Below are 21,698 nucleotides of genomic sequence, written 5' to 3'. Positions count from 1 at the left end.
TTATGCTACCCCTCCTTTAATTATTAACGCTTAGGTGTGTTTCCGCGACCACCGCCCGATGGTTTGCCCGTCGTGCTTGGGTAATTTGGATTCGGCTTAGCGCCACCTTTTGGCGTACTTGAAGCTGGTTTATTCATGATGAACTCCTATTTCCCTTGTTTTTGGTTGTGAGCAGCTGCGCGTTGAGCTCGGCCAGCAAAGTCGCCTTTAGGAACTTGCCCACCGTTTTGTTTTGCGGCATTACCTTGAATGCGAGCAGCGGCTTCTGGTGTCATTGGTGATTTTGACTTAGTCATGATTTTATCCTTAAAAATATCGTTATTAATGTGTCTTCGCTAAGACCAGGTAATATTAACTAAGGGGTTGGGGACAAATGGGGACAACTACAAAACAAAAGCAAAAACAGATTCAAAATACTTTAGACGCATTAGGTTGGAGCCATCATCGGTTTGCTGATGTACTCTATGAAGAGCTCAATGATAACGACGATTTTAAAGAAACAGACAAAGAGAATATCCGTAAGCTTGGTCAAAACATCAAAAAGCAGCTAAAGCGTGATTCGACGCCCGAAGAGCGCCTTAATAAGTATTTACAAGTACTGTTTGAACACCCTGACTACCAAGCCCTCAACTTAGGCAATATTTTACCTAGATATATTGATCACAACTGCATAAGCGGAATGTTAGCCGATCAGCTTACACTACTATCATCTGAACTGGATCTCTTCGATGAAGACAAAAAAGGCCGCTAAATTAGCGGCCTTAAAGGTTTTCGTATCTACACGGTGTGAATATTGTTAAGCAGATTGGTAGATAGCAGCTTCCAGTTCATTAACCGCTTCTAAATATTGCAGTTTGCCACCAAAGCCTTTCTTAATGATTTCTAACGGTCTGCCCATTTCATCGAAAGGTTTCACTTTAAGAACATGAATGTTTTCGATCTCTTGCACACCTTCATCGGCATACTTGTCGAGAAGGTTGTTCAGCACCTGCTGCGCGGTATCGCCATATTTAGTGAAGTAGTTGCGCTTCTTCACGTTATCGGCACGTTCTTTACGAGTTAAAGGCTCCCTTCCAAAAACGACTACTCCAACAATATCTACAAAATCAATATCTTTACCAATCTCCAAAGCTAACTCTTCCCATAACACTCCTTTAAAAGACAACTCATCAATAAAAGAAGATTTATGATTATAACTGTTCCAGATATCGAGAAAAGCACCCCATGAATCAGCCTGCTCAAGAACAATAGATCTCGTCACAAACAAAACATTTTCAAAAGTATATTTACTTTCTATTGATTCAGACATCTCCACACAAGAAACTGCATTTGGGGAGCAATGAGTTGATTCTATTTCTTGCATTGAACGACGTTGAGGCCGCTTCAATTGAGCAATCTTTGCTTCAAGCGACTTGTCTTTATTTTCCATAGTTATCTATTATTTCAATGGTAATGGGTTTTCTTGGTGAGGATGAGTCGAGGTCAGCGAATAGATAAATCCCGCCAGCTAAAACAAATGGGACTATCGCTATAGGCAACCGTTTCATCACCTTATTCATAGCTTGATACCTGCGATCATTTTTTCGCATATTATTATCAACACATTCCCCTACCTCTTCAATAAGGAACTCTAAGTATGCATCAGGGTTGCCATCCAAAATTTCAGCGGAAACCATATCTTTGTAGTACTGTTCCAATTCAGAAGGTGGCGGCAACCGTTCATATGTATCTCCCCAATACGCTTTATATAAAAACCATGCGATATATAAAAATGTAAGACAAGAAAAAGCAGATGATATGAAAAAAACAATCGGGAGTAACATATATTCATGCTCTAGTTGAAAGCTTTTGAGCATATAAAGCATTACCCCTGACGCAGAAATAAATGACAAGAGCCGAATTTGAACTACCCCCGAAACCTCGCTCTTTCTTGCGAGTTCCAAATCATACTGCTGCATATAAAAATCAAATCGTTCTCTAATTTCCAAAATGTTAATATAACCTATTCTTATTTTTTGACATTACGTACCTATAACACCCTAAATTCATTAGAGTATTAGCCAAATCTATATATTTCGTTCTCTAATTCACTAACCGCTTCTAAATATTGCGGTTTGCCACCAAAGCCTTTCTTAATGATTTCTAACGGTCTGCCCATTTCATCGAAAGGTTTCACTTTAAGAACGTGGATGTTTTCGATTTCTTGCACTCCCTCATCAGCATACTTGTCGAGAAGGTTGTTCAGAACCTGCTGCGCGGTATCGCCATATTTAGTGAAGTAGTTACGCTTTTTCACGTTATCGGCGCGCTCTTTACGAGTTAAAGCGGGTTGATCGTAAACGACATGGCAAATCATATCGAATGGGTCCATGTCTTTACCCACTTCGTCTTCTAGCGCTTCCCATAGAATACCGGCTTCGGCTAGCTCATCGATAATGGCTTGCTTGCGGTCAGACTCGTTCCAACGCTTGGTGAACTCATCTAAAGAAGAGAACTGTTTCACCATGGTTTTACGGGTGTAGTCTTTAAATGACTCGGTCACAAGCTTACCGTCTGAATCGTAATATTGAACACGTTCAGCAAGCGCTTTTACTGGAACTCCATTCACATGGAATTTGCGAACTCGATTATCATCATCCCAATCGTCTGCACCGCCTGTACTTTCAGGGGAGTTTCCAAAACCTTCACCATAGGTAGCCTCTGGTTCTTGAATTGAATCAGGATCAATGTCTTCATCACCGAATGGGTTATCAACATCGACATCATCAACGCCGTCGATGATGTCATCTAAATCTTCTTCATCTTCGAACTGCTCTGGAGTCGTGACCTTCACGCGTTCTGGAGTTCCGTCGAAGCGTTCATCAGCAAACAGTTCTGTCGCTTTTTTGAAATCCAAGATAGTGAACCAAAGCTTGCCATAGCGATCATCAATACGAGTACCACGACCAATGATTTGCTTAAACTTGGTCATCGATTGAATACCTTGATCAAGCACTACTAGCTTACAGGTTTTTGCATCAACTCCCGTCGTCATTAGCTCTGAAGTCGTGGCAATAACAGGGTACTTTTTCTTAGGATTGATGAAATTGTCTAGCTGATCTTTACCAATGTCATCATCACCCGTGATCTTCATTACGTATTTATCGTTCTTCTTAACTTGCTCAGGGTTCAAGTTTACCAATGCACGGCGCATGCGATCTGCATGGTCGATGTCGTTACAGAACACGATGGTTTTGGCCATTGGGTCGGTGCGTTTCAGATAGTTGGTGATGGTTTGTGCGACAAGCTCTGTACGCTCATCAATAACCATAGTGCGATCAAAATCTTTTTGGTTGTAGATTCGGTCTTCTATCACTTCGCCATTTTTGTCAGTTTGCCCTTTGGTTGGTCGCCAACCTTGGACATCCACATCAATGTCGACACGAACGACCTTATAAGGGGCTAAGAAGCCATCCTCAATACCTTCTTTAAGAGAGTAGGTATAAATTGGGTCGCCAAAGTACTCGATGTTAGATACTTCATCGGTCTCTTTTGGTGTTGCCGTCAAACCGACTTGAGTCGCACTGTTAAAGTATTCAAGAATTTCACGCCAAGCGCTGTCTTCTGAAGCACTACCACGGTGGCACTCGTCAATGATGATTAAGTCAAAGAAGTTAGGGTCGACTTGCTTGTAGGCTTTTTGTTCTTCTTCTGGCCCCGTAAGCGCTTGATAAAGCGCTAGATGAACCTCAAAGGCAGGGTCGACTTTGCGACCTGTAATTTTTGTCATTGCCGTGCCAAACGGCTGAAAATCATTCGTTTTGGTTTGATCGACGAGAATATTTCTATCCGCTAGGAACAGAATTCGCTTCTTGGCTTTAGCTTTCCAAAGTCGCCAGATAATTTGAAATGCGGTGTAGGTTTTACCTGTACCCGTCGCCATGACTAGTAAGGCTCTGTCTTGGCCAGCAGCAACGGCCTCTACTGTTTTGTTGATAGCTTGAAGCTGGTAGTAACGCGGTGATTTACCGCTGCCATCATCATGGTAATCTTGGGTGATAATTGGCAGATGTTCTTCTTTATACCCTTTCCAAGCACAATACTTTTCCCACAACTGCTGAGGTGTTGGGAAATCCTCTAAACGAATTTCCGTTTCAAGTTGAGTTGGGTTGGTTAAGTCTCGGAAAATAAAACCATCACCATTCGATGCAAAAACGAATGGCACCTCTAGCAGGCCAGCGTATACCATGCCTTGTTGCATGCCTTTACCAACTTCATGCTTATTGGCTTTTGCCTCAATCACCGCAAGCGGCATACTAGGCTTATGATAAAGTACGATGTCAGCTGATTTTACTTTCTGACGAGCAGCAGCTTGGCCTCGAACAATCACTTTACCATCGCGCAGTTTCACTTCTTGGCGAATCTGAGTCATATCATCCCACCCAGCATCTTTAATCGCAGGAAGTATGAATTTGGTAATGATGTCGGTTTCAGATAACTTAGCTTTATTAATGCTGCTGACCATTTGGATTACTCGTAGAGAGACTCAATAGCTAATCAGTATATCGTAAAGCCAATATAAATCCGAGTGCGCATTATTCACGGTGTGACTAAGTGAATGTTGCGATAACTCTTTGTTTAAAATCACCTAAACGTAACACATCATAACCATCGAAATCAGAGTAAAAAGCGTTTTGAACCCCATCAATTTTTGACCAATTTAGTTGAATTGAGGACTCCCCAGATACCATAATCTTATCGTTCGACAAATCTGTAGGAGTAAAACTTTGCGCCTTATCTGATTCTTCAGTCTGTTCATTCGATTTAATAAATAGACACGACTCTGGAATATCCTGCTCAATTCTTTCAGCAAACCCAATCAAACTTTCTTCGGCAAAAGTATACAACCACGCTTCTTGATTGAGTGAATCATTGACTCTTAAAATTCGCCCTAGAACTTGCCTGAAGTAAAGTTCCGTTTTTACCGAACTCATATGGCAGCAAACCTGAAGCCTTGGAATATCCGTTCCTTCACTTATCATCCCAACACTGACTATCCACTGAACCGTTGAGTGACGAAAGGACTCAATTTCATGTAACGGATTATCATGATGATAAGTCACTATGCATGCTGATTGATTAAAGTGCTCAACAAGTCGCTTTTGAATGTCTTTAGCGTGCTTAATAGAAGAGGCGACCACCAAGCCTCCAGCACTTGGGGACTCTTGCCTTATCTGCTCTAACTTTTGGCAACCGCTATTTAGTATGTAATTCATAGCGTCTTCGTTGTGAATGACGCTTTGGTAAGAGACATCGGATTGTTTAAGGCAATCAAGAATAGAGGCGAAGTGTTGATTGTCACTGCCAGCCTTAACGCTCAGGTGTTCATTATCGATTAAAACGATTTTAGGGCGGCGACATACCTTATCTTCAACTGCCTGTTGCAAGCCGTATTGATAATCGCAAACAACCTTACCATCAGGGTCGGAATACTCAGCCATGACGATCGGTAGTCGGTCAGAACGCCAAGGCGTGCCCGACAGCGCCAGAGTGTAACGAGCAAAGCCTTGGATCTTAGAAACAATTTCTAGCCCCCATGAATTTGACCGCCCCTCGTCATCAAACGAACAATGGTGGATCTCATCAAATATGACTAAAACTCGATATTTGCTGACGGTGTACCAAAAGTTTTCATCCAAAAAACGGATTGATTGGTAGGTGTAAGAGCCTCCAAGAGAACCCAAACCTCCATTAAAGGAACATTCGAGCTTCCATGAAAAGGTCTTTTGCATCCCTTCAGCAACAGTCAGAGAGGGCGAGAAGCACAGCACTAAGTCAATCATGCCTATTTCAAATAACCGACTCGCAACCTCGGCGGCCATAACGGTTTTACCCGCTCCAGGAGTCGCTTGGCAGAAGAAGTGTGAATGCTTGTTTGAAGTGAATTTCTCGACAGCTTGATCTGCACACTCGGCTTGCCATGCTCTTAACATTGAGGAGCCTTACTTTGGGCGACTTGCATCCAGTTGGTTAGTGCATTAATTCTGCCTAATAGCTTGGCTGAGCGTTCTCTTGCTGCATTAAATAGCGGCTGCATATCTTGCTTGTTGTTTGGGAAACGCGCTAACAACGATTGGTATTCCTCAATCTCGCCTAGAGTAATCGCCAGCTCACCTTCATGCTGTTTCTTCTCTCGCTCTAGTGCATTTAGAGAGCACTCTGGAATTTGAATATCCGTTGAGTCGACCTTAGCTTTCCTATTTCGACCCGATCTAGGCTCAATTGTGAGCGCTTTGAATTCGTTAGTTTGATGGTAGCGTTTGTCTCTGCGAACCCCAATAACAGAAAGCCAGCCTTTCTCCTCAAAAGATAGAAGTTGCTTATAAACATACTTTCGAGCGTCGTCCTTACTCGAGAAGGTTGAAGCACTGTTTAGCAAAGCATCCCTAGCGTCTGTGACGGAGAAATTATCCATCCCTTTCTCAATCAATAGGTTAAACATGTGAGGGTTAATTCTGGTTACTTTCTTCATGTGACTCTTACAGGCAATAAAAACTTAGGATTGCTAAGTATACAAAAATCAGTAAAACTTAGACAATCTAAGTTATCTAAAGGTTGAAAAGAAATGTGTAAGTGCAAAAAGACAACCCCATCCCTGCGAGGCTCAAAGCTGCGCGTAAAAAAGCCAAGATCACCCAAAAAGATTTAGGGGTGAAAATTGGTATGGAGCAGAGTTCTGCTAGCGGTCGTATGAATCATTACGAGAAAGGCAGGCATGTACCCGATATTGGTACGCTTGAACGTATGGCTGAAGAATTAGATGTGCCGCTAAACTACTTTTTCTGTAGGAGCGAATTGAGCGCTGAGTTAGCGTGCGCCATTGATAAGATGAGTGATGAAGAGAAGGTGGTCCTGTTGGATAACCTAAAGAGCGAGAAGTAATACTTAAGCTTTAAGTCCATTTTTGCTCAATAACATACTCAATGGAATTGCATCCGTAAATCTCGGAGCAAGTATCTTATCTTCTACGGCAATGGCATTCAGGTTGTAAGACGATCCAGAGTCAATTTGATGAAGACGAAGCTCCTCGATAGAACAATTAAAAGGGTTGTCCAAGTAGGGGAACTTAAATGAAAAGGTACGTGACAATATCTCTTTGTCTATCGTATCAACGTTCTCACTGAAACTCATAAGTAGTGCGTCTTTCAAGAAGTGCTTTAACGCTCGGCACTCCCCTCTACACATAATAAACAAAGGATATAACACTTCATTTTTTGTAAGCACCGGCGGTTCATCAAAGCCCATTCTCGCACTCAAACCAGCGACAAATTTAGCAAAGTGCTTTTTTTGCTCCAAGTCAAAACTATAAGATGCCGTTACACTCGAATGGCTGTTAGCTTTCAACAGCTTGAAATAGTTAATCTTTCGTCTCCAACTTAATCGTGAGTTCCATTGCGGCTCTGTCGCTATCACATCAGAATAAGGCATACCAACCAACACAAACGAGACTTTTGCTTCTTCACTTATGTATTTGAACGTATTAGCAATAGCCTGCCTTTCTTCTGCTGTAGAAAACTCCACAAGCTCTTGAATTTCATTGACGATAATCAGCTCAACAGATTTACGTTTAAGTTGCTTTACGACAGCCTCACCAAGAGCAATTTCATTACGTCGTCGGGTACCTCTTCCACCTGACTTTCCATCTAAATCGACTAAAAACTGCGTAAGCGTGTTCTGTTCATTTATGCGGCTTGGAACTCTGGTGCTAAGAACAGGTTGTTTACTCCAAGTTGAACTCGGCGGAAAGCGTGATAAATAGTTGTTAATCAAAGCCGTCTTTCCACTTCCGGCCTCACCAGTTAACAAGAAAGACTCCGGTTCACCGCCAAGGGAGTGATTAAAACGAAGCTGATCGAAAATGGAGTAGATTTCAGTTATAACTGGATACTCGATAAAGCTGGTTTCAAAGAGTTTTAGTTGCTCAAACTGTCTAGATGTTAAGTTCAAATCAATACCCCTCAATATCTTCAAAATCATCATCAGCTACTTGTTCTGAAACATCGAACACGACCGCAGCTTCTTTTTTTGCCGGAGCCGTACTGATTGAGCTTGGCCCCTCTGAGCCCACATCATTAAATTTTGCTAATTTCGAAGTGTTACCCGTTTTAGGCAAGCTACCCTTATTACTTTTGGCACTGCGGAACCTATCGGTTTCTTCCTGAATACGTTTTTTCATATACAGAAATGTATCCGCAAGCGCCTCATCATCAGCAAGCTGCTTAGTGTTAATCCTGCGTACTTTTTGTATGCGCTCATGTTCAAAAAGGGACAGTCCTTTTGTATATCCAGAGTTGTCTACCGCTGGAACTTTTATGTACCTCTTTTCCGATTCTAGGTAAACATGAATGTAGCTGATATCAGAGGGGTCTGTTTTGGTCCTAACAAAAAGCTTTTTACCATTGTTAGATGCCCAATATTTACGGTATTCAATAAGTTCGGAGGACTGATAACGTAAGTTATGTAGTCTAATCCCTGCCACTCCAATAGTTCGGTGTCTAAGCAAACCTAGCTCAACTCTCAACTGCTCCTTCTCAGTACCAACGTAGTAGGAGGGAGTCCATTCCGATTGGTTCCACTTGTGGTATGGAATATCACGTTCTCTTGAATCTGGTGCCATGTGGTAATAATCGACAATCCATTTATGAAGTAATTCAAGAAATACAGAAACTCTAACCACCGCATCCTTCTTTGGGTTGTAATCTTGTAGTTGAGTAGGGTTGGTGAATGTTTTTCCAGGTAGTGAATTCACTAACCCTTTATTCATCTGATCAAACAGCTTTTCGATCCCTGACTTTCGCCAAGGTTTAGCTGCTTGACTGTATTGGATGTCAGACACTAGAGGCCGTAACGAATCTTCTAAGCTTTGACTCCAAAATTCAGCACCATTATCGACAACTAAACAGTCAATTTTGCCGTGACAAGGCCATTCATTATCAATGGATGGATACCTTTGCTTTACCCAACTCTTATCTAGTAGCGAGTTCAATAGCGCCTTTCTGACAGAGTCAAAACTAGGCTCTCTAAAGTTGATACTGCACCCAACGATACATTTACTGAAGCGATCATAAAGCATCGTCAGGTAGGGTCGCCCCAAAGGAATATCTAACTCATCATCAATCAGAATAACTGGAACTGGGGTATGGTCAATTTCGACATACTCCATTGGTTTGGTCGAAACTACTTGCTGACCAACCGAGCGAAATTCTCGGTCTGCGTATCTTTTACCAAACCTTGCACTCGCTACCTCATAAGGAGGTAAGTCGTGTATTCGATTGTAAAAAGAACGTTCGGCAATTGGTTTTATTTTCCCCTCAACAATCCCACGATTTAATTGAATCACTCGACTCTTATAGTATCGATATGCTTCAGCAGCACTTAAGCGTTCACGAGTCAGGTATACGCTGTTAATTGCTTCATCAACTAAAGATTGAGAATCGAACTCTTTTTGTCGATTGCCTTTAAACGTATGCTTAGGAATAAGCGCACATGGGTCTTTCCCCGCTTCAAAGTAAGATTTTTTCCAAGTTGCTAAAGTTCGCCAACTCGGGGGAATGAGTTGTAATTCCGATTCCACAAGAGTTAAGAGAGGGTTCAAATTTTTCTCGGTCCATCCGCCTTTTAAACGCTTCTCTACGAACGCGATGATTTTGATACGACGGATAACTTCTTGCTGTACCTTCGGTGATTGAGAATCAATAGTTGAGGTGATTTCAATAGGTTCATGAATTAGCTCTATTGGAAGCTGCTGAGACTCTCCCTCTGAAGCTTCAAATTCATCAAAGAACCCAAATATGCTGTTAGAGTCCGATGGCATAGTTAACACCAAACGTAGGTTTCGAGGCCAAAGCCAATATTGTTGAGGTCTGTTTTGATTTGCCCCGAAGAGATCCAAGGAAGAGTAGAGATAAGTGTGTCTTGCTCCGATAAACCGAAATACAAAGACACCTCTTGTAGCTGCACCATTTGTTTTCGTTGAATAAACGCCAATACTAGTTTTTGAAACTCAGTCACGGTTCGCAATCCGGAATAACGGTGTAGTAACTTAAAGTTATCTAACGTCGGTCCCATTCTAATTTGTTTCTCAGTAACCAAAACTAAGCGTCTGTTGAACTCATTCAACGCCACTCTTTGTTTCTCTTCAAATCTATTCCTGAAATCAGGTTTGAGAATCTGACTAGAGTGTTTTACTTCGAAGAGGGTTGACTGCTCGTTGTGATTTGTTACTAAAAAGTCTGGGGTATATCGGCACTTACGATTATTGAATTGATAGTGGAAGCCAAAAGGTTGAGAGGTAAAACTTTTAACGTTTGCGTTATATTCGAGGTGAAAGCAGAAATCGAACTCCAAAATAGAGAGAGTGCGGACAACAGCATCATTCTTCAAGCTCATGAACTTACAGATGTTGTGTACGTGAGATGATTTCTTGGTTTGATCGAACATAGCAAATCACTTTTGTTGTAAACCTACAACAAAAAATAGACTATGAAGACTTATGGTGCAAATATGAAGACTTATGATGCAGAAATGAAGAAAGCCTGCAATTTATGCGAACATATATTGCAGGCTTCATAAGGGGTGGGAACCCAGCCACATCCCGGCACACAAGTCACTCGCTGCGGCTGCTCCCTTCCAGGCCTGACCGAGTTCACGAGCTATTGTTGCGGGAGGACCAGGCCCCCATAGATTCGTTTTCTAAGAGGCTTGCCTCAAAGAGTGATTGGATTATTAAGCATCACAGCAACCATTGCAAGCCCTTCCACCCTATTTTTGAACAATTGCGGTCTAAGTGCTTATCCTTTATTCAAACCACTAGAAAATCGCAGGTAAATTCACCATTTACCTGCATTTGGAAGGTTTGGATTGCTGGAGTACTAGATATCGATATCTTCGTTATCTTCTGTGCGAATGATGTAGTCTGTCATCCACGCGGTGCCTAATAGACACAACCATACTACAAAAACTGGACTAGGTACTTCGATACTTGGGGTAATCACCAAAGCCGCAAAACCAACCGTTGGCAGTGTCCAACATAATAGTTTATTCCAGCGGAAGGTTTTCAAGCGCGTCAGCGTTTCCATCGATGCCATGATGCCCGTTACACACAAGGCAACCAAAGCGGCATAAGGTAAATCGGCTATCCATAATGGAAGTATTAAGCCTAATGACCACCAGCTGTGTCGGCTAGCAGGCTTAAGATGATTTGCCGCCCACCAAATCACGATGATTGATAAGGTTTGAAGTGTGGTAACCCACGGGACGCCTTCAAGCTTGCCTGCTGATTGTGTCACCATGATCCCGACCTGCAAAGTAGTCACAATCAAGCCGGAAATAATCACGACCGACAAACTACTGCGTCTTGAAAAGACCACCATCAATAGCGGGAACAGTACCCACGCACTGACAGACAGCGTGATAGGCTGCAAAGGAAGGGTTAGACCATAAGTGGTCATGGCAGCAAGCAAAGCTAATCCTGCTATGCCTCCCTGCGGTAAAATCCATAAGGCAGGAATGACCATTGCAAGCACCGGGATATCTCCCTCACTTAAACTGATTGCTCTCGCGCAAACAACCGCTAATAATGTGGTGATCAAGAACTGAAACGTTGTAAATACCATAGCCCTCTCCTTCTACCGATCCGTGGTATTTATGAACTAGGAACATTTAGTATGGACCAATTTTTAAGCCAAATCTTTGCTGTGATTCACCAAATTCCATATGGGAAAGTAACAACTTATGGAGACATAGCACGTTTTTCAGGATTTCCGGGCTATGCGCGCCATGTTGGTAAAGCGCTGGGTAACCTGCCAGAAGGTAGCAAACTGCCTTGGTATCGAGTGATAAACAGCAAGGGTGAAATATCTTTAAAGGCTGATTCGTTCGACAGACAAAAGCAGCATTTGGTTAAAGAAGGGGTTGAGGTGAGTGATGCAGGAAAAGTTAAACTCAGAATATACAAATGGCAGCCCTAGAGCTGCCACTAATCGTCAATTCAACTGGCTAAGTTAAGCCAATCAAGATGCCTTAACAGTGGCATCGATTTCTGATTAACGAACACCAACCAAACGTAGGTCTGCTTGCTGTGTATTTTCTACATCAGTAATTACTGACTTAATCGTGTCCGTTGTGAAACGCAGTTTACCGTCAACATGAATCGATGCGCGCATGTTGTAACGGTGGTTAGCTTTAATTTTGTCGTTGTCGTAGCTCAGCTCGAATGCGAACGGTACTTGCTTACCGTCTGTGGTGAACTCTTGAGTTGCGATAACCGTCGATGGTGCATCAGCCAGTGAGATATCTTCTAGCGTAACGGTAACCACTGCATTCTCTGGCAATGCAATTCTTTCACGGTAGCTTACTGTTCCTGAAATCACTTGAGTGTTCTCTGCAACCACTTCTTGAGAAGCGCTCGTTTCTGATGTTGCTTGGCAACCAACAAGTAGGCCAAACGATACTAAAGACGTAATAAGAATTAGAGCCTTTTTCATATTCAATTTCTCTCAACATGTTTGCCGGACTCGGCAAATCTACTCACCAATTATAAGAGAGCTTTCATATTCTGTCTTGAAACCCTATGATTTATTGACAGATATCTGACTAAGCTAAATGATTAACACCATAATCTGACACCCATTTTACGAAGAGGAATGCTGGCGATGAGTCAACCTTTACAAGAATTACTAAGTTTACTTCAGCTAGAAAAACTGGAAGAAGGTTTATTCCGTGGGCAAAGTGAGAACCTAGGCCTACCACAGGTATACGGCGGTCAGGTATTGGGACAAGCGCTTTCTGCTGCTCGTTATACCGTTCAAGACGACCGTAGTGTTCACTCGTTCCACAGTTATTTTCTGTTTCCCGGCGATCCTGAAAAGCCAATCATTTACGATGTTGAGAACCTACGAGATGGACGCAGCTTTAGCACACGCCGTGTAAAAGCGATTCAAAATGGCCGCCCTATTTTCTATCTCACTGCTTCTTATCATGGCGATGCGCCAGGGTTTGAGCACCAGATTTCAATGCCTGATATTCCGGGACCAGAGAACTTTGCCTCAGAAACTGAATTAGCGAGCCACATTGCGGAATTCTTACCAGAGAAACTGCGCAAAACCTTCTGTGGCGAAAAGCCTATTGAGATGCGTCCGGTGACGGTGGTAAACCCACTGAAACCTAAGAAGACGGAAGCGAAACAATACCTTTGGGTAAGAGCGAATGGCGCGATGCCAGACAACCACTTGATCCACCAATACCTGCTTGCCTACGCATCGGATTGGGGATTCTTAGTGACGGCGCTTCACCCACATGAAGTCTCTATCATGACGCCAAATTTTCAAGTGGCGACGATTGACCACTCAATCTGGTTCCACCGCCCATTCAAAATGGACGAATGGCTGCTTTATGCGATTGAAAGCCCAACGGCAGCGAACACTCGCGGCCTAGTGCGCGGCGAGATCTTCAACCAGAAAGGTGAGCTGGTAGCGACAGCAGTACAAGAAGGTGTGATGCGTTTTACTAAATAGCACTCAAATAAATAGCGGATAAACGCTTCTTACAAGCCCCAAATACGCACAAACAAAAAGAGGCTAGGTTTAATACCTAGCCTCTTTCTTTAATGACGCTTAAGAAAACTCGTCACGCAAAAATCAATAAAACCTACTCAACTTCTAACGTTGGCTCAAACTCGCCTTGAACTCGCGTTTTAATGCCATCACCTGCGTCTCGTAGAAGGTTAAATGGCGATAACACTACGCCTTTCACCGCGCCCTCAGCGGCTCCCTGAGCGAGTTCCTTACTCTTATCAGCTAACAAATTAGCTTGTTCCAAAATACCTGGGACTTCCGCTCGTAGCATTTCAGATTCCGTGACGATGACAGGAATAGTCTGTTCGCGGTAAGACTTACTTTCAGCGAGCATTGGTGGCATTACGTCTACGCGGTATCTCTTTAATTCAGTTAATGTTGGTGGAATAACATCGGTTCTTACCTGCTCGACTTCCGTTCGAACATTTTTCACTTCATCTAATATCGCAGGGATTTTGTTGTCGACCGAGGCTACGGTTTGATTCACATCATCGATCGTCTTTCTGACCTCTTCGACTGTGTTCAAAACTTGAGGAGCAAGATCGCTGACATGTTCTGCAAGCGCTAATAGCTCTTCTACTTTGAGCCCTTTGGTGAGGCCCGATATGTCTTCGATAACTTGCGGGTAAGTATCAACGATTTCACCGACTTTATTAGTCAATGAGTAGATGGTGTAACCCAAGTAAAAAATGGCGACCGCCAGTACCAGCTGGATAGCGGTAGATACTTTTGCAAACATGAATAATCCTTTTCTTTATCGCAGAGGCGATATCTAAACTGAGACGATAGTTAAGCTCAGACGATTGTTAATGCGTAACTAGGCGTAGCTTAAAGCGGCAATGCTGTCGTGTACTTCAATGGTTCCATCGCAAATGTCGAGGTCACATTAGAGATACCATCAATGCTATTCACCAAGCGCTTGTAGAAATCATCAAAGCACTTCATGTCTTTCACCTGAACCTTCATCATATAGTCATATTCGCCAGCCATGCGATAGAACTCCATCACTTCTGGAAACTCCGACACAGTATTCACAAAACGACCATACCACTCGTGAGAATGATCACTGGTTTTAATCAATACGAACGCGGTAAAAGAAAGATCGAGCTTTTCGGGATTCAGTAACGCCACTCTTTTCTCAATAATGCCGTTCTCTTCGAGACGCTTAAGTCTTTTCCAGCAAGGCGTTGTGGTGAGATTGACTGCTTCAGAAATGTCATTCAATGACAGAGTGCTGTCTTCTTGCAGTAATCCTAATATTTTTTTATCTACGGCATCTATCACACTTTCACCAAATCGCATTTAAAGAGAATTATTTTCTACAATTTAAGCAAAACAAAGCAAATATGGCAAAGTTTTTCTCTCCAATTGTAGCTAAATTAGAACCATACCAATTACAAAGAATTCCTACACTCGATCAGGAGAACGCTTATGTGCACTGACCATCAATGGATTAATAACGCGATTCGTAAAATTGAAGCCGATTACCAACGCTCAGCGGATACGCACCTTATCAAGCTCGAACTACCAAGTATCGAAGGCATTGATGTTTACCTTAAAGATGAAAGCACACACCCAACGGGCTCTTTGAAGCACCGCTTAGCGCGTTCTCTGTTCTTATACGCTATCTGTAACGGTTGGGTTGGCCCAGAAACAACGATCATTGAATCTTCATCGGGTAGCACTGCGGTATCTGAAGCGTACTTTGCTCGCCTACTAGGTCTTCCGTTTATCGCAGTGATGCCAAAGTGCACAGCGAAGAAGAAAATTGAGCAGATTGAATTCTACGGAGGCCAAGCGCATCTTGTTGACCGCTCAGATGAAATTTATGATGAGTCTCGCCGTTTAGCAGAAGAGCTGAATGGTCATTACATGGACCAATTTACTTACGCTGAGCGCGCAACCGACTGGCGTGGTAACAACAACATCGCGAACTCGATTTTCAATCAAATGCAGATGGAAGATCACCCAGTTCCAGCTTGGGTAGTAATGAGCCCAGGTACTGGCGGTACTTCAGCGACGATTGGCCGTTTCATTCGCTACCAACAGCATGAAACTAAGCTTTGTGTTATCGACCCTGAGAACTCTGTATTCCACGAATACTTCCAAACAGGCAATGCGAACGTGAAAGGCAATACATTCAGCAAGATTGAAGGTATTGGTCGCCCACGAGCAGAGCCAAGCTTCATTCCTGGTGTGGTTGACGAAATGCGAAAAATCCCAGACGCAGCAAGTATCGCAACGACACATTGGTTATCTGACATTCTTGGTCGCAAGGTTGGCGCATCAACCGGTACTAACATGTACGGTGTGCTTCAGTTAGCCAGTGAAATGAAAGCTCGTGGCGAGAAAGGTTCTATCGTGACTTTGCTATGTGATAGCGGTGAACGTTACCTAGACACTTACTTCAATGACGAGTGGGTAAATCTGAATATCGGTGACCTACAACCTTATGCGGCGAAGCTAGAAGCTTTCTCGCAAACGGGTGAGTTGGCTTAAATACAGAGCAAGCACCGACTCCAAACTAAAAAGAGCCTTGATGGGCTCTTTTTGTTTATTCATTCTATTAATCAACCACCAACGAGAACAAATTACTCTGGCTTCTGCTTCGCTTCAAATGCCGCGAGTTGTTCAGGCGTCGCTTTTGGTTGATGGTTTTGTTTCCACTCATCGTAAGTCATGCCGTATACACGCTCACGAGCGTCATCGATATCCAAGTCTAAGCCTTGTTGCTCTGCTTCCGCTTTGTACCATTTACTGAAACAGTTTCGGCAGAAGCCAGCCAAGATCATCAGATCGATGTTCTGCACATCTTTATTGTTATCTAGGTGTGCTAGCAGGCGACGAAAGGTTGCTGCATCCAGCTTATCTTGTTCTTCTTGAGAAAGATCTTTGTATTTAAATTCAGCCACTTTACTTTCCTTTATTCGATCTATTGTATTAATTCGTTGAGCTCTGTTTGTTATACAAAAAAAGCCTGCAATTCGCTAGGAGCAAACGCAGGCTTTTCAATATTGTTACACTATTCCGTGTTCATTAATCGTGCGTATTCATTAACCGTGAGAGGTTCTTCCCACGTTGTCATGGCTAAGCTCTTTATTAAGTTCCGCTTCCACGTGACCCGGAGAGCGTGTTGATCCTGAAATCAGTCGGTACATCGCAGGGATAACGAACAGAGTTACCAATGTCGCGAAGCCCATACCGAAGAAGATAACCGTACCCACAGCCACTCGGCTTTCATAGCCTGCGCCCGTTGAAGTAATCAATGGAATTGCACCAGCCAGCGTCGTGAATGCCGTCATCATGATTGGACGTAAGCGTCGAGCAGAAGCATCAATGATCGCCTTTTCAAACTCAATACCACGGTCACGAAGTTGGTTAGCAAACTCTACGATCAAGATACCGTTTTTGGTTACCATACCGATCAACATGATCATACCAATCTGGCTGTAGACGTTGAGCCCTTGACTCATCAGCACCAAGCCTAAGAAGCCACCGAAGATACCCATAGGTACGGTGAACATCACCACCAGCGGGTTAATGAAGCTTTCAAACTGCGCGGCCAGTACCAAGTATGCGACCAGCATCGCTAGCGCAAACACCACTAGGATACTTGATTGGTTCTCTTTAAAGTCTTTTGACTCGCCAGAGTAGCTCACTGAAATATCACCCGGTAGCTGTTCAATCGCTTGTTCATCAAGGAAATCGAGCGCGTCACCCAGCGTGTAACCTTCCATTAGGTTCGCTTTAATGGTCACCGATTTCTGCTTGTTGTAGTGCGACAAACGAATCGATGAAGCCACTTCTTCAATGTGCGTCAGCGTATCAAGTGTAACCAGCTCACCAGACTGAGTTCGCATGTAGATTTGGCTTAGATCGTTCGCGTTGTTGAAGCTGTTTTCATCACCACGCAGATACACGTCGTACTCTTCACCACGGTCAACGAAGGTCGTTTCACTGCGGCCGCCAAGCATGATTTCTAACGTATCTGAAATGTCTGAAACGCTAACACCTAGCTCTGCTGCACGCTGCTTATCTACGGTTACCAATAGCTCTGGTGTTTTCTCAGAGTAATCGATGTCCGCACCTTCCATCATTGGAGAATCTTCAGCCGCTTGCTTTAAGAGCTCTGCCCACTTCTGAAGTTCAGAGTAATCAGAACCGCCAAGTACGAATTGAACAGGCTCACTTGAACCACCTTTGAAGCCCGGCATGAACGGGAATACACGCACATCTGGAATGCCGTTCAACGATTTACGAACTTCGTTCAACGCTTCTTGTGCGGTAACGTCACGCTCATCCCAGTCTTCTAGGATCATGATTACGAAGCCCGTTTGGTCACCCGCATTACCACCAAACGCTGGTGATTGAATACTGAATGACTTCAAGAAGCCCTGACCAAGCAATGGCATTAAGCGTTCTTCAACGATGTCCATGTTGGCAGACATACGGTTGTAACTGGTTGCATCGGCACCACGAACAAACGCAAATATAACACCACGGTCTTCTTGTGGCGTCAGTTGCGACGGCACTTGTTGCATCAAGCCATAACTACCGCCCATACACGCGATAATGATGATTGGAGCGGCCCAACGCCAGTTAAGAGCACGGCGCAATACCGCGCGGTATCCAGACTCAAGCTTGCCAAATACGCGCTCGACAAACAAATTGAAACGGTTTGGTTTAACGTTCGCTTTAAGGATCTTACTGCCTAGCACTGGCGTTAGCGTTAATGCGACTAGCGACGAAAAGATCACCGACATCGCAAGCAATACAGAAAACTCGGTAAACAATAGGCCAACCATGCCGTCCATGAACGAGATTGGTAGGAATACCATTACCAATACAAGCGTTGTTGCGATTACCGCGAAGCCTACTTCACGAGTACCTTTATAGGCCGCAAGCAGCGGTGACTCACCACGTTCAATATGGTGGAAAATGTTCTCAACCACCACGATCGCATCATCTACCACCAAACCAATCGACAGGATAAGTGCCATCAAGGTAATCAGGTTGATAGAGAAACCGAAGTAGTACGCGGCAATAAACGACGAGATCAGAGATACAGGTACGGTTACCGCTGGAATAAGTGTTGCACGTGCTTGACCAATAAAGATATAAAGCACAAGGATAACCAAGCCGCCCGTGATAAAGAGCGTGCTGTAAACCTCAGAGATTGAGCGGTCGATAAAGACAGTTGAGTCATAGTCGACAGCTAAACGAGTACCGTCTGGCAAGAACTTTTGAATTGCTTCGACTTCTTTATGGACTAAGTCAGCCACCTCAAGTGGGTTCGCATCTGACTGAGGCACGATACCCATACTTACGTTAACAACGCCGTCACTCTTAAAGGTCGAGTTCTCGTTTTCTGCGCCAATGTAAACATCCGCTACGTCTTTCAAGTAGATAGGTGTGTTATCAGAGGCACGTTTAACGACTAGATATTCGAAATCTTCCGCTTCAGTGTAAGAACGAGCAGTACGAACCGACATCACAATCGCATCGTTACGTACTTCACCACCTGGGCTTTCAATGTTCTCACTGTTCAGAGCAGAAGTGATGTCCGAGGTAGTAACGCCACGACCCGCCATCTGCGCAGGTTTCAGCTTCACGTACATTACTTTGTACAAGCCACCTGAGATATCCACCGAGCTCACGCCAGAAATCAAACTAAAGCGGTCAATCAACACACGTTCGGTGTAGTCGGTTAACTGCGTTCGGTCCATCTCCGTCGAACTTAAGTTGATGTAGACCGAAGCTTCACCACTACCATTGTTCTTATAAACAATTGGGTCGTCGGCTTCATCTGGCAATGAACGCTGCGCACGAGCTACAGCATCACGAACATCACTCACACCGGTATTGAGGTCGTAACCAAGCTCAAAAGTAATCGTGATACGCGACATACCGTTACGCGTTGTGGATTCGATCTCATCGATACCACTGATGCCGGATAACTGGTCTTCAAGGTTGGAGGTTATTTGGCTTTCAATGATGGTGGCAGACGCACCCTCATAACGAGTACTGATCGATACTACCGGGCTTTCAATATCTGGCATCTCACGAACCGCGAGCTTATTGAAAGAGACAATACCAAACACAACCAATAGTAGGCTCAATACGACGGCCGCTACTGGTCTCTTTACAGAAACATCAGATAACAACATTAGTTAGCGCCTTCTTGTGCTTTTTTATCACTTGCTGCATCAGCTGGGCGATTAACGGCAAGCTCTTGAACCAAGACGCCGTCACGCATGTTCACGATACCTTGCACCACGATCTTCTGGCCAATTTCGATGCCTTTGTCGATCACGACTTCGTTATCGATACGTGCCCCAAGGAAAACTTCTGTACGAGTTGCTTTATTATCTTCGTCGATAACATAAACGAAACGCTTCGTACCTGAATACTCAAGCGCTTGAACTGGAATGATTGGCGCTTCCACTGGTGGGAAGTCCATATCCGCCGCCACTAACATACCTGGCTTTAGATAATCATTATTGTTGTCGAAGTGGATTCGAACTCGAAGGTTCAAGGTTTCAGCATTAATACGAGAATCAATGCCTACCACTGTGCCAGTGAACTGAGTCTCGCCCCACGCACTGGTGCGAGCCGTCACTGTCATGCCTTTAGACAGCTTAGAAAGGTAGCGCTCCGGGATCTGCAGATCTAATTGCATTACCGATAGGTCATCTAGAGTTACGAGTTCAGTACCGGCTGTCACCATTTTTCCGCGGCTAAAGTCGATAAAACCGACCGTGCCAGAGAAAGGCGCGCTGATGTGTAAGTCTTTAAGATTGGCATTGGCGGCAGCTAGGCGAGCATTGGCGATCTCTACGTTCGTTTTCTGAGCGTCAATTTCAGTTTGCGTGATCGCGTTACGTTTCACTAGGCGTTGAAATTCCGCTAGCTTACGTTGCTCGTCTTTTAGATAAGCTTGCGCTTCTGCAACTGCCGCTTTTGCTTTGTCATCGTCGAGTTGAACCAACATCTGCCCTTTAGTGACATCTTGATTGGCTTTAATGTTGATAGAGTCCACTCTGCCAGCCACTTCAGAAGTGATCATTACCGATTGCTCGGCTTCTAGCTTACCGACCAACGAAAGAGATTGGCTAACTTGGTGAATATCAACCTGCTCAGTAACAACAGTGACAGTGCTTGGGCCCATACGTTTAGCGAGTACGGCTGGAGACGCCATAAGAATAGACAAGCTAAGCAGGGTTAAAACAGATTTACGCTTCATAATAATGGTCTGCAAGTAAGTTTATACCAATCACAGTGAGTAAGTGGTCAGAAATAGCGTAGGGAAAAGGCTTGAGAACAAGGCAGCTCTTTTCAACAGATAGTTTCGATAAGTAGTTATTCTACAATCAAAATATCTGACGCTGTTCTCGAGCATTTTAGCAAGCTAGAATGACAAGTTACTTACTACGATAGGTATTATTATCTATAAATGAAATTAACCGTATTCTATCAACTGATGAATGCTGTAACGTCAAGAAGTGTAAATCTAGATTAAATTCCATTTACGTTTCATCACGTTTTAGACACATTGAACACAATACAGAAAGCCTGTCACCTCAAGGTGTTACCTATCAGTACGTAAACCTTAGTACAGATGTTCACTTCACGAGCAATATGCGTACTTTTCGCCATCTTTGCCCAAAAAGGCAGCATTTAACACAAAACCATAAGAAAAACCCTTTACAGGTTTAGCGTGTTTGCTATGATGCGCTCCGCACTTGAGAGATGCGTTGGGAAAAACATCTCTTTAGCCTATCCATTATGAGTTAGGAAAAAACACCCTGGAGGGGTTCCCGAGTGGCCAAAGGGAGCAGACTGTAAATCTGCCGGCACTGCCTTCGATGGTTCGAATCCGTCTCCCTCCACCATATTCTTCTTACCTCTTTTAAGAGTTAAGAGAACAACCTGATTGATGGGCTTATGGGAAAACATCAATTTAGGCTTACTTTGTGAAAAGTAAGACACACCCTGGAGGGGTTCCCGAGTGGCCAAAGGGAGCAGACTGTAAATCTGCCGGCACTGCCTTCGATGGTTCGAATCCGTCTCCCTCCACCATATTCT

At 43.7% G+C, this 21,698-nt stretch carries 20 protein-coding genes, 2 tRNA genes, 1 other RNA gene and 1 pseudogene; 7 read left to right on the top strand and 17 right to left on the bottom strand.

The features are described from left to right. Nucleotides 1–146 precede the first annotated feature (146 nt). On the bottom strand, nucleotides 147–296 hold the full coding sequence (locus tag AB4351_RS10135) for a hypothetical protein (RefSeq protein WP_372125854.1): 150 nt from the start codon (nucleotides 294–296) through the stop codon (nucleotides 147–149). 77 nt (nucleotides 297–373) lie between these two features. Between AB4351_RS10135 and AB4351_RS10130 the strand changes: the two genes are divergently transcribed. Beyond that, nucleotides 374–751 carry an elongation factor Ts gene (locus AB4351_RS10130; protein ID WP_171350511.1) on the top strand — a complete coding sequence of 126 codons (378 nt, stop codon included), beginning with the start codon at nucleotides 374–376 and terminating at the stop codon, nucleotides 749–751. Nucleotides 752–796: 45 nt separating this feature from the next. On the opposite strand, the pseudogene AB4351_RS10125 reads toward AB4351_RS10130, so the two are convergent. The 5 genes and pseudogenes from AB4351_RS10125 to AB4351_RS10105 all read right to left on the bottom strand — a co-directional run. Further along, nucleotides 797–1,294, bottom strand: a pseudogene (locus tag AB4351_RS10125) (type I restriction-modification enzyme R subunit C-terminal domain-containing protein); the annotation flags it as partial. 124 nt (nucleotides 1,295–1,418) lie between these two features. Beyond that, nucleotides 1,419–1,988, bottom strand: coding sequence for a hypothetical protein (locus AB4351_RS10120; RefSeq protein ID WP_372125851.1), 570 nt, complete (start codon nucleotides 1,986–1,988; stop codon nucleotides 1,419–1,421). A 68-nt stretch (nucleotides 1,989–2,056) separates the two neighbouring features. Further along, nucleotides 2,057–4,504: an EcoAI/FtnUII family type I restriction enzme subunit R gene (gene hsdR / locus AB4351_RS10115; protein ID WP_372125849.1), complete on the bottom strand. Its 2,448-nt coding sequence runs from the start codon at nucleotides 4,502–4,504 to the stop codon at nucleotides 2,057–2,059. A gap of 85 nt (nucleotides 4,505–4,589) precedes the next feature. Continuing rightward, on the bottom strand, nucleotides 4,590–5,972 hold the full coding sequence (locus AB4351_RS10110) for a DEAD/DEAH box helicase (RefSeq protein ID WP_372125847.1): 1,383 nt from the start codon (nucleotides 5,970–5,972) through the stop codon (nucleotides 4,590–4,592). After that, a complete protein-coding gene (locus tag AB4351_RS10105) occupies nucleotides 5,966–6,511 on the bottom strand; it encodes a hypothetical protein (RefSeq protein ID WP_017064061.1) in 546 nt (181 codons plus the stop codon). The genes AB4351_RS10110 and AB4351_RS10105 overlap by 7 nt, the downstream gene beginning before the upstream one ends. Before the next feature lie 101 nt (nucleotides 6,512–6,612). Between AB4351_RS10105 and AB4351_RS10100 the strand changes: the two genes are divergently transcribed. Further along, the gene (locus AB4351_RS10100; RefSeq protein WP_372111840.1) at nucleotides 6,613–6,921 is read left to right on the top strand and encodes a helix-turn-helix domain-containing protein; all 309 of its coding nucleotides are present in this window, start codon (nucleotides 6,613–6,615) and stop codon (nucleotides 6,919–6,921) included. Between the two features lie 3 nt (nucleotides 6,922–6,924). Here AB4351_RS10100 and AB4351_RS10095 read toward each other — a convergent pair whose 3' ends face one another. The 5 genes from AB4351_RS10095 to AB4351_RS10075 all read right to left on the bottom strand — a co-directional run bounded on the left by AB4351_RS10095 (nucleotide 6,925) and on the right by AB4351_RS10075 (nucleotide 11,654). After that, nucleotides 6,925–8,019 (bottom strand): TniB family NTP-binding protein, encoded by a 1,095-nt coding sequence (locus AB4351_RS10095; RefSeq protein ID WP_372125845.1) that lies wholly within the window; start codon nucleotides 8,017–8,019, stop codon nucleotides 6,925–6,927. Next, nucleotides 7,988–9,853, bottom strand: a complete 1,866-nt coding sequence (locus tag AB4351_RS10090) for a Mu transposase C-terminal domain-containing protein (RefSeq protein ID WP_017067306.1) — start codon at nucleotides 9,851–9,853, stop codon at nucleotides 7,988–7,990. The genes AB4351_RS10095 and AB4351_RS10090 overlap by 32 nt, the downstream gene beginning before the upstream one ends. A 2-nt stretch (nucleotides 9,854–9,855) precedes the next feature. After that, nucleotides 9,856–10,479 (bottom strand): Tn7 transposase TnsA N-terminal domain-containing protein, encoded by a 624-nt coding sequence (locus tag AB4351_RS10085; protein WP_372044232.1) that lies wholly within the window; start codon nucleotides 10,477–10,479, stop codon nucleotides 9,856–9,858. A 138-nt stretch (nucleotides 10,480–10,617) separates the two neighbouring features. Then, nucleotides 10,618–10,714: signal recognition particle sRNA small type (gene ffs / locus AB4351_RS10080), an RNA gene on the bottom strand. A 196-nt stretch (nucleotides 10,715–10,910) separates the two neighbouring features. Then, entirely contained in the window at nucleotides 10,911–11,654 is a 744-nt protein-coding gene (locus tag AB4351_RS10075) for a hypothetical protein (RefSeq protein ID WP_017070265.1), read from the bottom strand. Between the two features lie 51 nt (nucleotides 11,655–11,705). Here AB4351_RS10075 and AB4351_RS10070 point away from each other — a divergent pair, with 51 nt between their 5' ends. Then, nucleotides 11,706–12,008 carry an MGMT family protein gene (locus AB4351_RS10070; RefSeq protein ID WP_017058952.1) on the top strand — a complete coding sequence of 101 codons (303 nt, stop codon included), beginning with the start codon at nucleotides 11,706–11,708 and terminating at the stop codon, nucleotides 12,006–12,008. A gap of 75 nt (nucleotides 12,009–12,083) precedes the next feature. Here AB4351_RS10070 and AB4351_RS10065 read toward each other — a convergent pair whose 3' ends face one another. Continuing rightward, nucleotides 12,084–12,524, bottom strand: coding sequence for a YbaY family lipoprotein (locus AB4351_RS10065; protein WP_102319976.1), 441 nt, complete (start codon nucleotides 12,522–12,524; stop codon nucleotides 12,084–12,086). Between the two features lie 168 nt (nucleotides 12,525–12,692). Between AB4351_RS10065 and tesB the strand changes: the two genes are divergently transcribed. Next, complete coding sequence (gene tesB / locus AB4351_RS10060) at nucleotides 12,693–13,553, top strand: acyl-CoA thioesterase II (RefSeq protein WP_029235187.1); 861 nt, start codon at nucleotides 12,693–12,695, stop codon at nucleotides 13,551–13,553. A 133-nt stretch (nucleotides 13,554–13,686) separates the two neighbouring features. Here the strand turns inward: tesB and AB4351_RS10055 are convergent, their stop codons facing one another. Both AB4351_RS10055 and AB4351_RS10050 read right to left on the bottom strand, forming a co-directional pair. Then, nucleotides 13,687–14,352, bottom strand: coding sequence for a hypothetical protein (locus AB4351_RS10055; protein ID WP_372125842.1), 666 nt, complete (start codon nucleotides 14,350–14,352; stop codon nucleotides 13,687–13,689). Between the two features lie 89 nt (nucleotides 14,353–14,441). Next, on the bottom strand, nucleotides 14,442–14,915 hold the full coding sequence (locus AB4351_RS10050; protein ID WP_017078855.1) for an Lrp/AsnC family transcriptional regulator: 474 nt from the start codon (nucleotides 14,913–14,915) through the stop codon (nucleotides 14,442–14,444). Between the two features lie 129 nt (nucleotides 14,916–15,044). On the opposite strand from AB4351_RS10050, the gene AB4351_RS10045 reads away from it, so the two are divergent. Beyond that, the gene (locus tag AB4351_RS10045; RefSeq protein ID WP_372125840.1) at nucleotides 15,045–16,112 is read left to right on the top strand and encodes a PLP-dependent cysteine synthase family protein; all 1,068 of its coding nucleotides are present in this window, start codon (nucleotides 15,045–15,047) and stop codon (nucleotides 16,110–16,112) included. Between the two features lie 92 nt (nucleotides 16,113–16,204). On the opposite strand, the gene AB4351_RS10040 is transcribed toward AB4351_RS10045, so the two are convergent. From AB4351_RS10040 to AB4351_RS10030, 3 genes are all read right to left on the bottom strand, one after another. Continuing rightward, nucleotides 16,205–16,525 (bottom strand): DUF1244 domain-containing protein, encoded by a 321-nt coding sequence (locus AB4351_RS10040; RefSeq protein ID WP_004736423.1) that lies wholly within the window; start codon nucleotides 16,523–16,525, stop codon nucleotides 16,205–16,207. A 141-nt stretch (nucleotides 16,526–16,666) separates the two neighbouring features. Then, nucleotides 16,667–19,780 (bottom strand): vibriobactin export RND transporter permease subunit VexH, encoded by a 3,114-nt coding sequence (gene vexH, locus AB4351_RS10035; protein WP_017062023.1) that lies wholly within the window; start codon nucleotides 19,778–19,780, stop codon nucleotides 16,667–16,669. Beyond that, complete coding sequence (locus AB4351_RS10030) at nucleotides 19,780–20,856, bottom strand: efflux RND transporter periplasmic adaptor subunit (protein WP_372125838.1); 1,077 nt, start codon at nucleotides 20,854–20,856, stop codon at nucleotides 19,780–19,782. The genes vexH and AB4351_RS10030 overlap by 1 nt, the downstream gene beginning before the upstream one ends. Nucleotides 20,857–21,420: 564 nt before the next feature. Here AB4351_RS10030 and AB4351_RS10025 point away from each other — a divergent pair. Then, a tRNA-Tyr gene (locus AB4351_RS10025) sits at nucleotides 21,421–21,505 on the top strand. Between the two features lie 102 nt (nucleotides 21,506–21,607). Then, nucleotides 21,608–21,692, top strand: a tRNA-Tyr gene (locus tag AB4351_RS10020). Nucleotides 21,693–21,698: the final 6 nt, after the last annotated feature.

Source organism: Vibrio sp. 10N.261.51.F11 (assembly GCF_041471665.1).
In the GTDB taxonomy this organism is placed as follows: Bacteria; Pseudomonadota; Gammaproteobacteria; order Enterobacterales; family Vibrionaceae; genus Vibrio; species Vibrio crassostreae_C.
The sequence above is the reverse complement of the archived record's forward strand: the minus strand, read 5'-3'. Positions and strand labels throughout refer to the sequence as shown.

Bases quoted from the DNA above. Each gene is read 5' to 3' on its own strand.
- AB4351_RS10075 (WP_017070265.1), bottom strand. From the start codon at position 11,654: ATGGTATTTACAACGTTTCAGTTCTTGATCACCACATTATTAGCGGTT.
- tesB (WP_029235187.1), top strand. From the start codon at position 12,693: ATGAGTCAACCTTTACAAGAATTACTAAGTTTACTTCAGCTAGAAAAA.
- AB4351_RS10050 (WP_017078855.1), bottom strand. From the start codon at position 14,915: ATGCGATTTGGTGAAAGTGTGATAGATGCCGTAGATAAAAAAATATTA.
- AB4351_RS10110 (WP_372125847.1), bottom strand. From the start codon at position 5,972: ATGTTAAGAGCATGGCAAGCCGAGTGTGCAGATCAAGCTGTCGAGAAA.
- AB4351_RS10045 (WP_372125840.1), top strand. From the start codon at position 15,045: ATGTGCACTGACCATCAATGGATTAATAACGCGATTCGTAAAATTGAA.
- AB4351_RS10055 (WP_372125842.1), bottom strand. From the start codon at position 14,352: ATGTTTGCAAAAGTATCTACCGCTATCCAGCTGGTACTGGCGGTCGCC.
- AB4351_RS10090 (WP_017067306.1), bottom strand. From the start codon at position 9,853: ATGCCATCGGACTCTAACAGCATATTTGGGTTCTTTGATGAATTTGAA.
- AB4351_RS10030 (WP_372125838.1), bottom strand. From the start codon at position 20,856: ATGAAGCGTAAATCTGTTTTAACCCTGCTTAGCTTGTCTATTCTTATG.
- AB4351_RS10095 (WP_372125845.1), bottom strand. From the start codon at position 8,019: ATGATGATTTTGAAGATATTGAGGGGTATTGATTTGAACTTAACATCT.
- hsdR (WP_372125849.1), bottom strand. From the start codon at position 4,504: ATGGTCAGCAGCATTAATAAAGCTAAGTTATCTGAAACCGACATCATT.
- AB4351_RS10070 (WP_017058952.1), top strand. From the start codon at position 11,706: ATGGACCAATTTTTAAGCCAAATCTTTGCTGTGATTCACCAAATTCCA.
- AB4351_RS10105 (WP_017064061.1), bottom strand. From the start codon at position 6,511: ATGAAGAAAGTAACCAGAATTAACCCTCACATGTTTAACCTATTGATT.
- AB4351_RS10135 (WP_372125854.1), bottom strand. From the start codon at position 296: ATGACTAAGTCAAAATCACCAATGACACCAGAAGCCGCTGCTCGCATT.
- AB4351_RS10065 (WP_102319976.1), bottom strand. From the start codon at position 12,524: ATGAAAAAGGCTCTAATTCTTATTACGTCTTTAGTATCGTTTGGCCTA.
- AB4351_RS10130 (WP_171350511.1), top strand. From the start codon at position 374: ATGGGGACAACTACAAAACAAAAGCAAAAACAGATTCAAAATACTTTA.
- vexH (WP_017062023.1), bottom strand. From the start codon at position 19,780: ATGTTGTTATCTGATGTTTCTGTAAAGAGACCAGTAGCGGCCGTCGTA.
- AB4351_RS10085 (WP_372044232.1), bottom strand. From the start codon at position 10,479: ATGTTCGATCAAACCAAGAAATCATCTCACGTACACAACATCTGTAAG.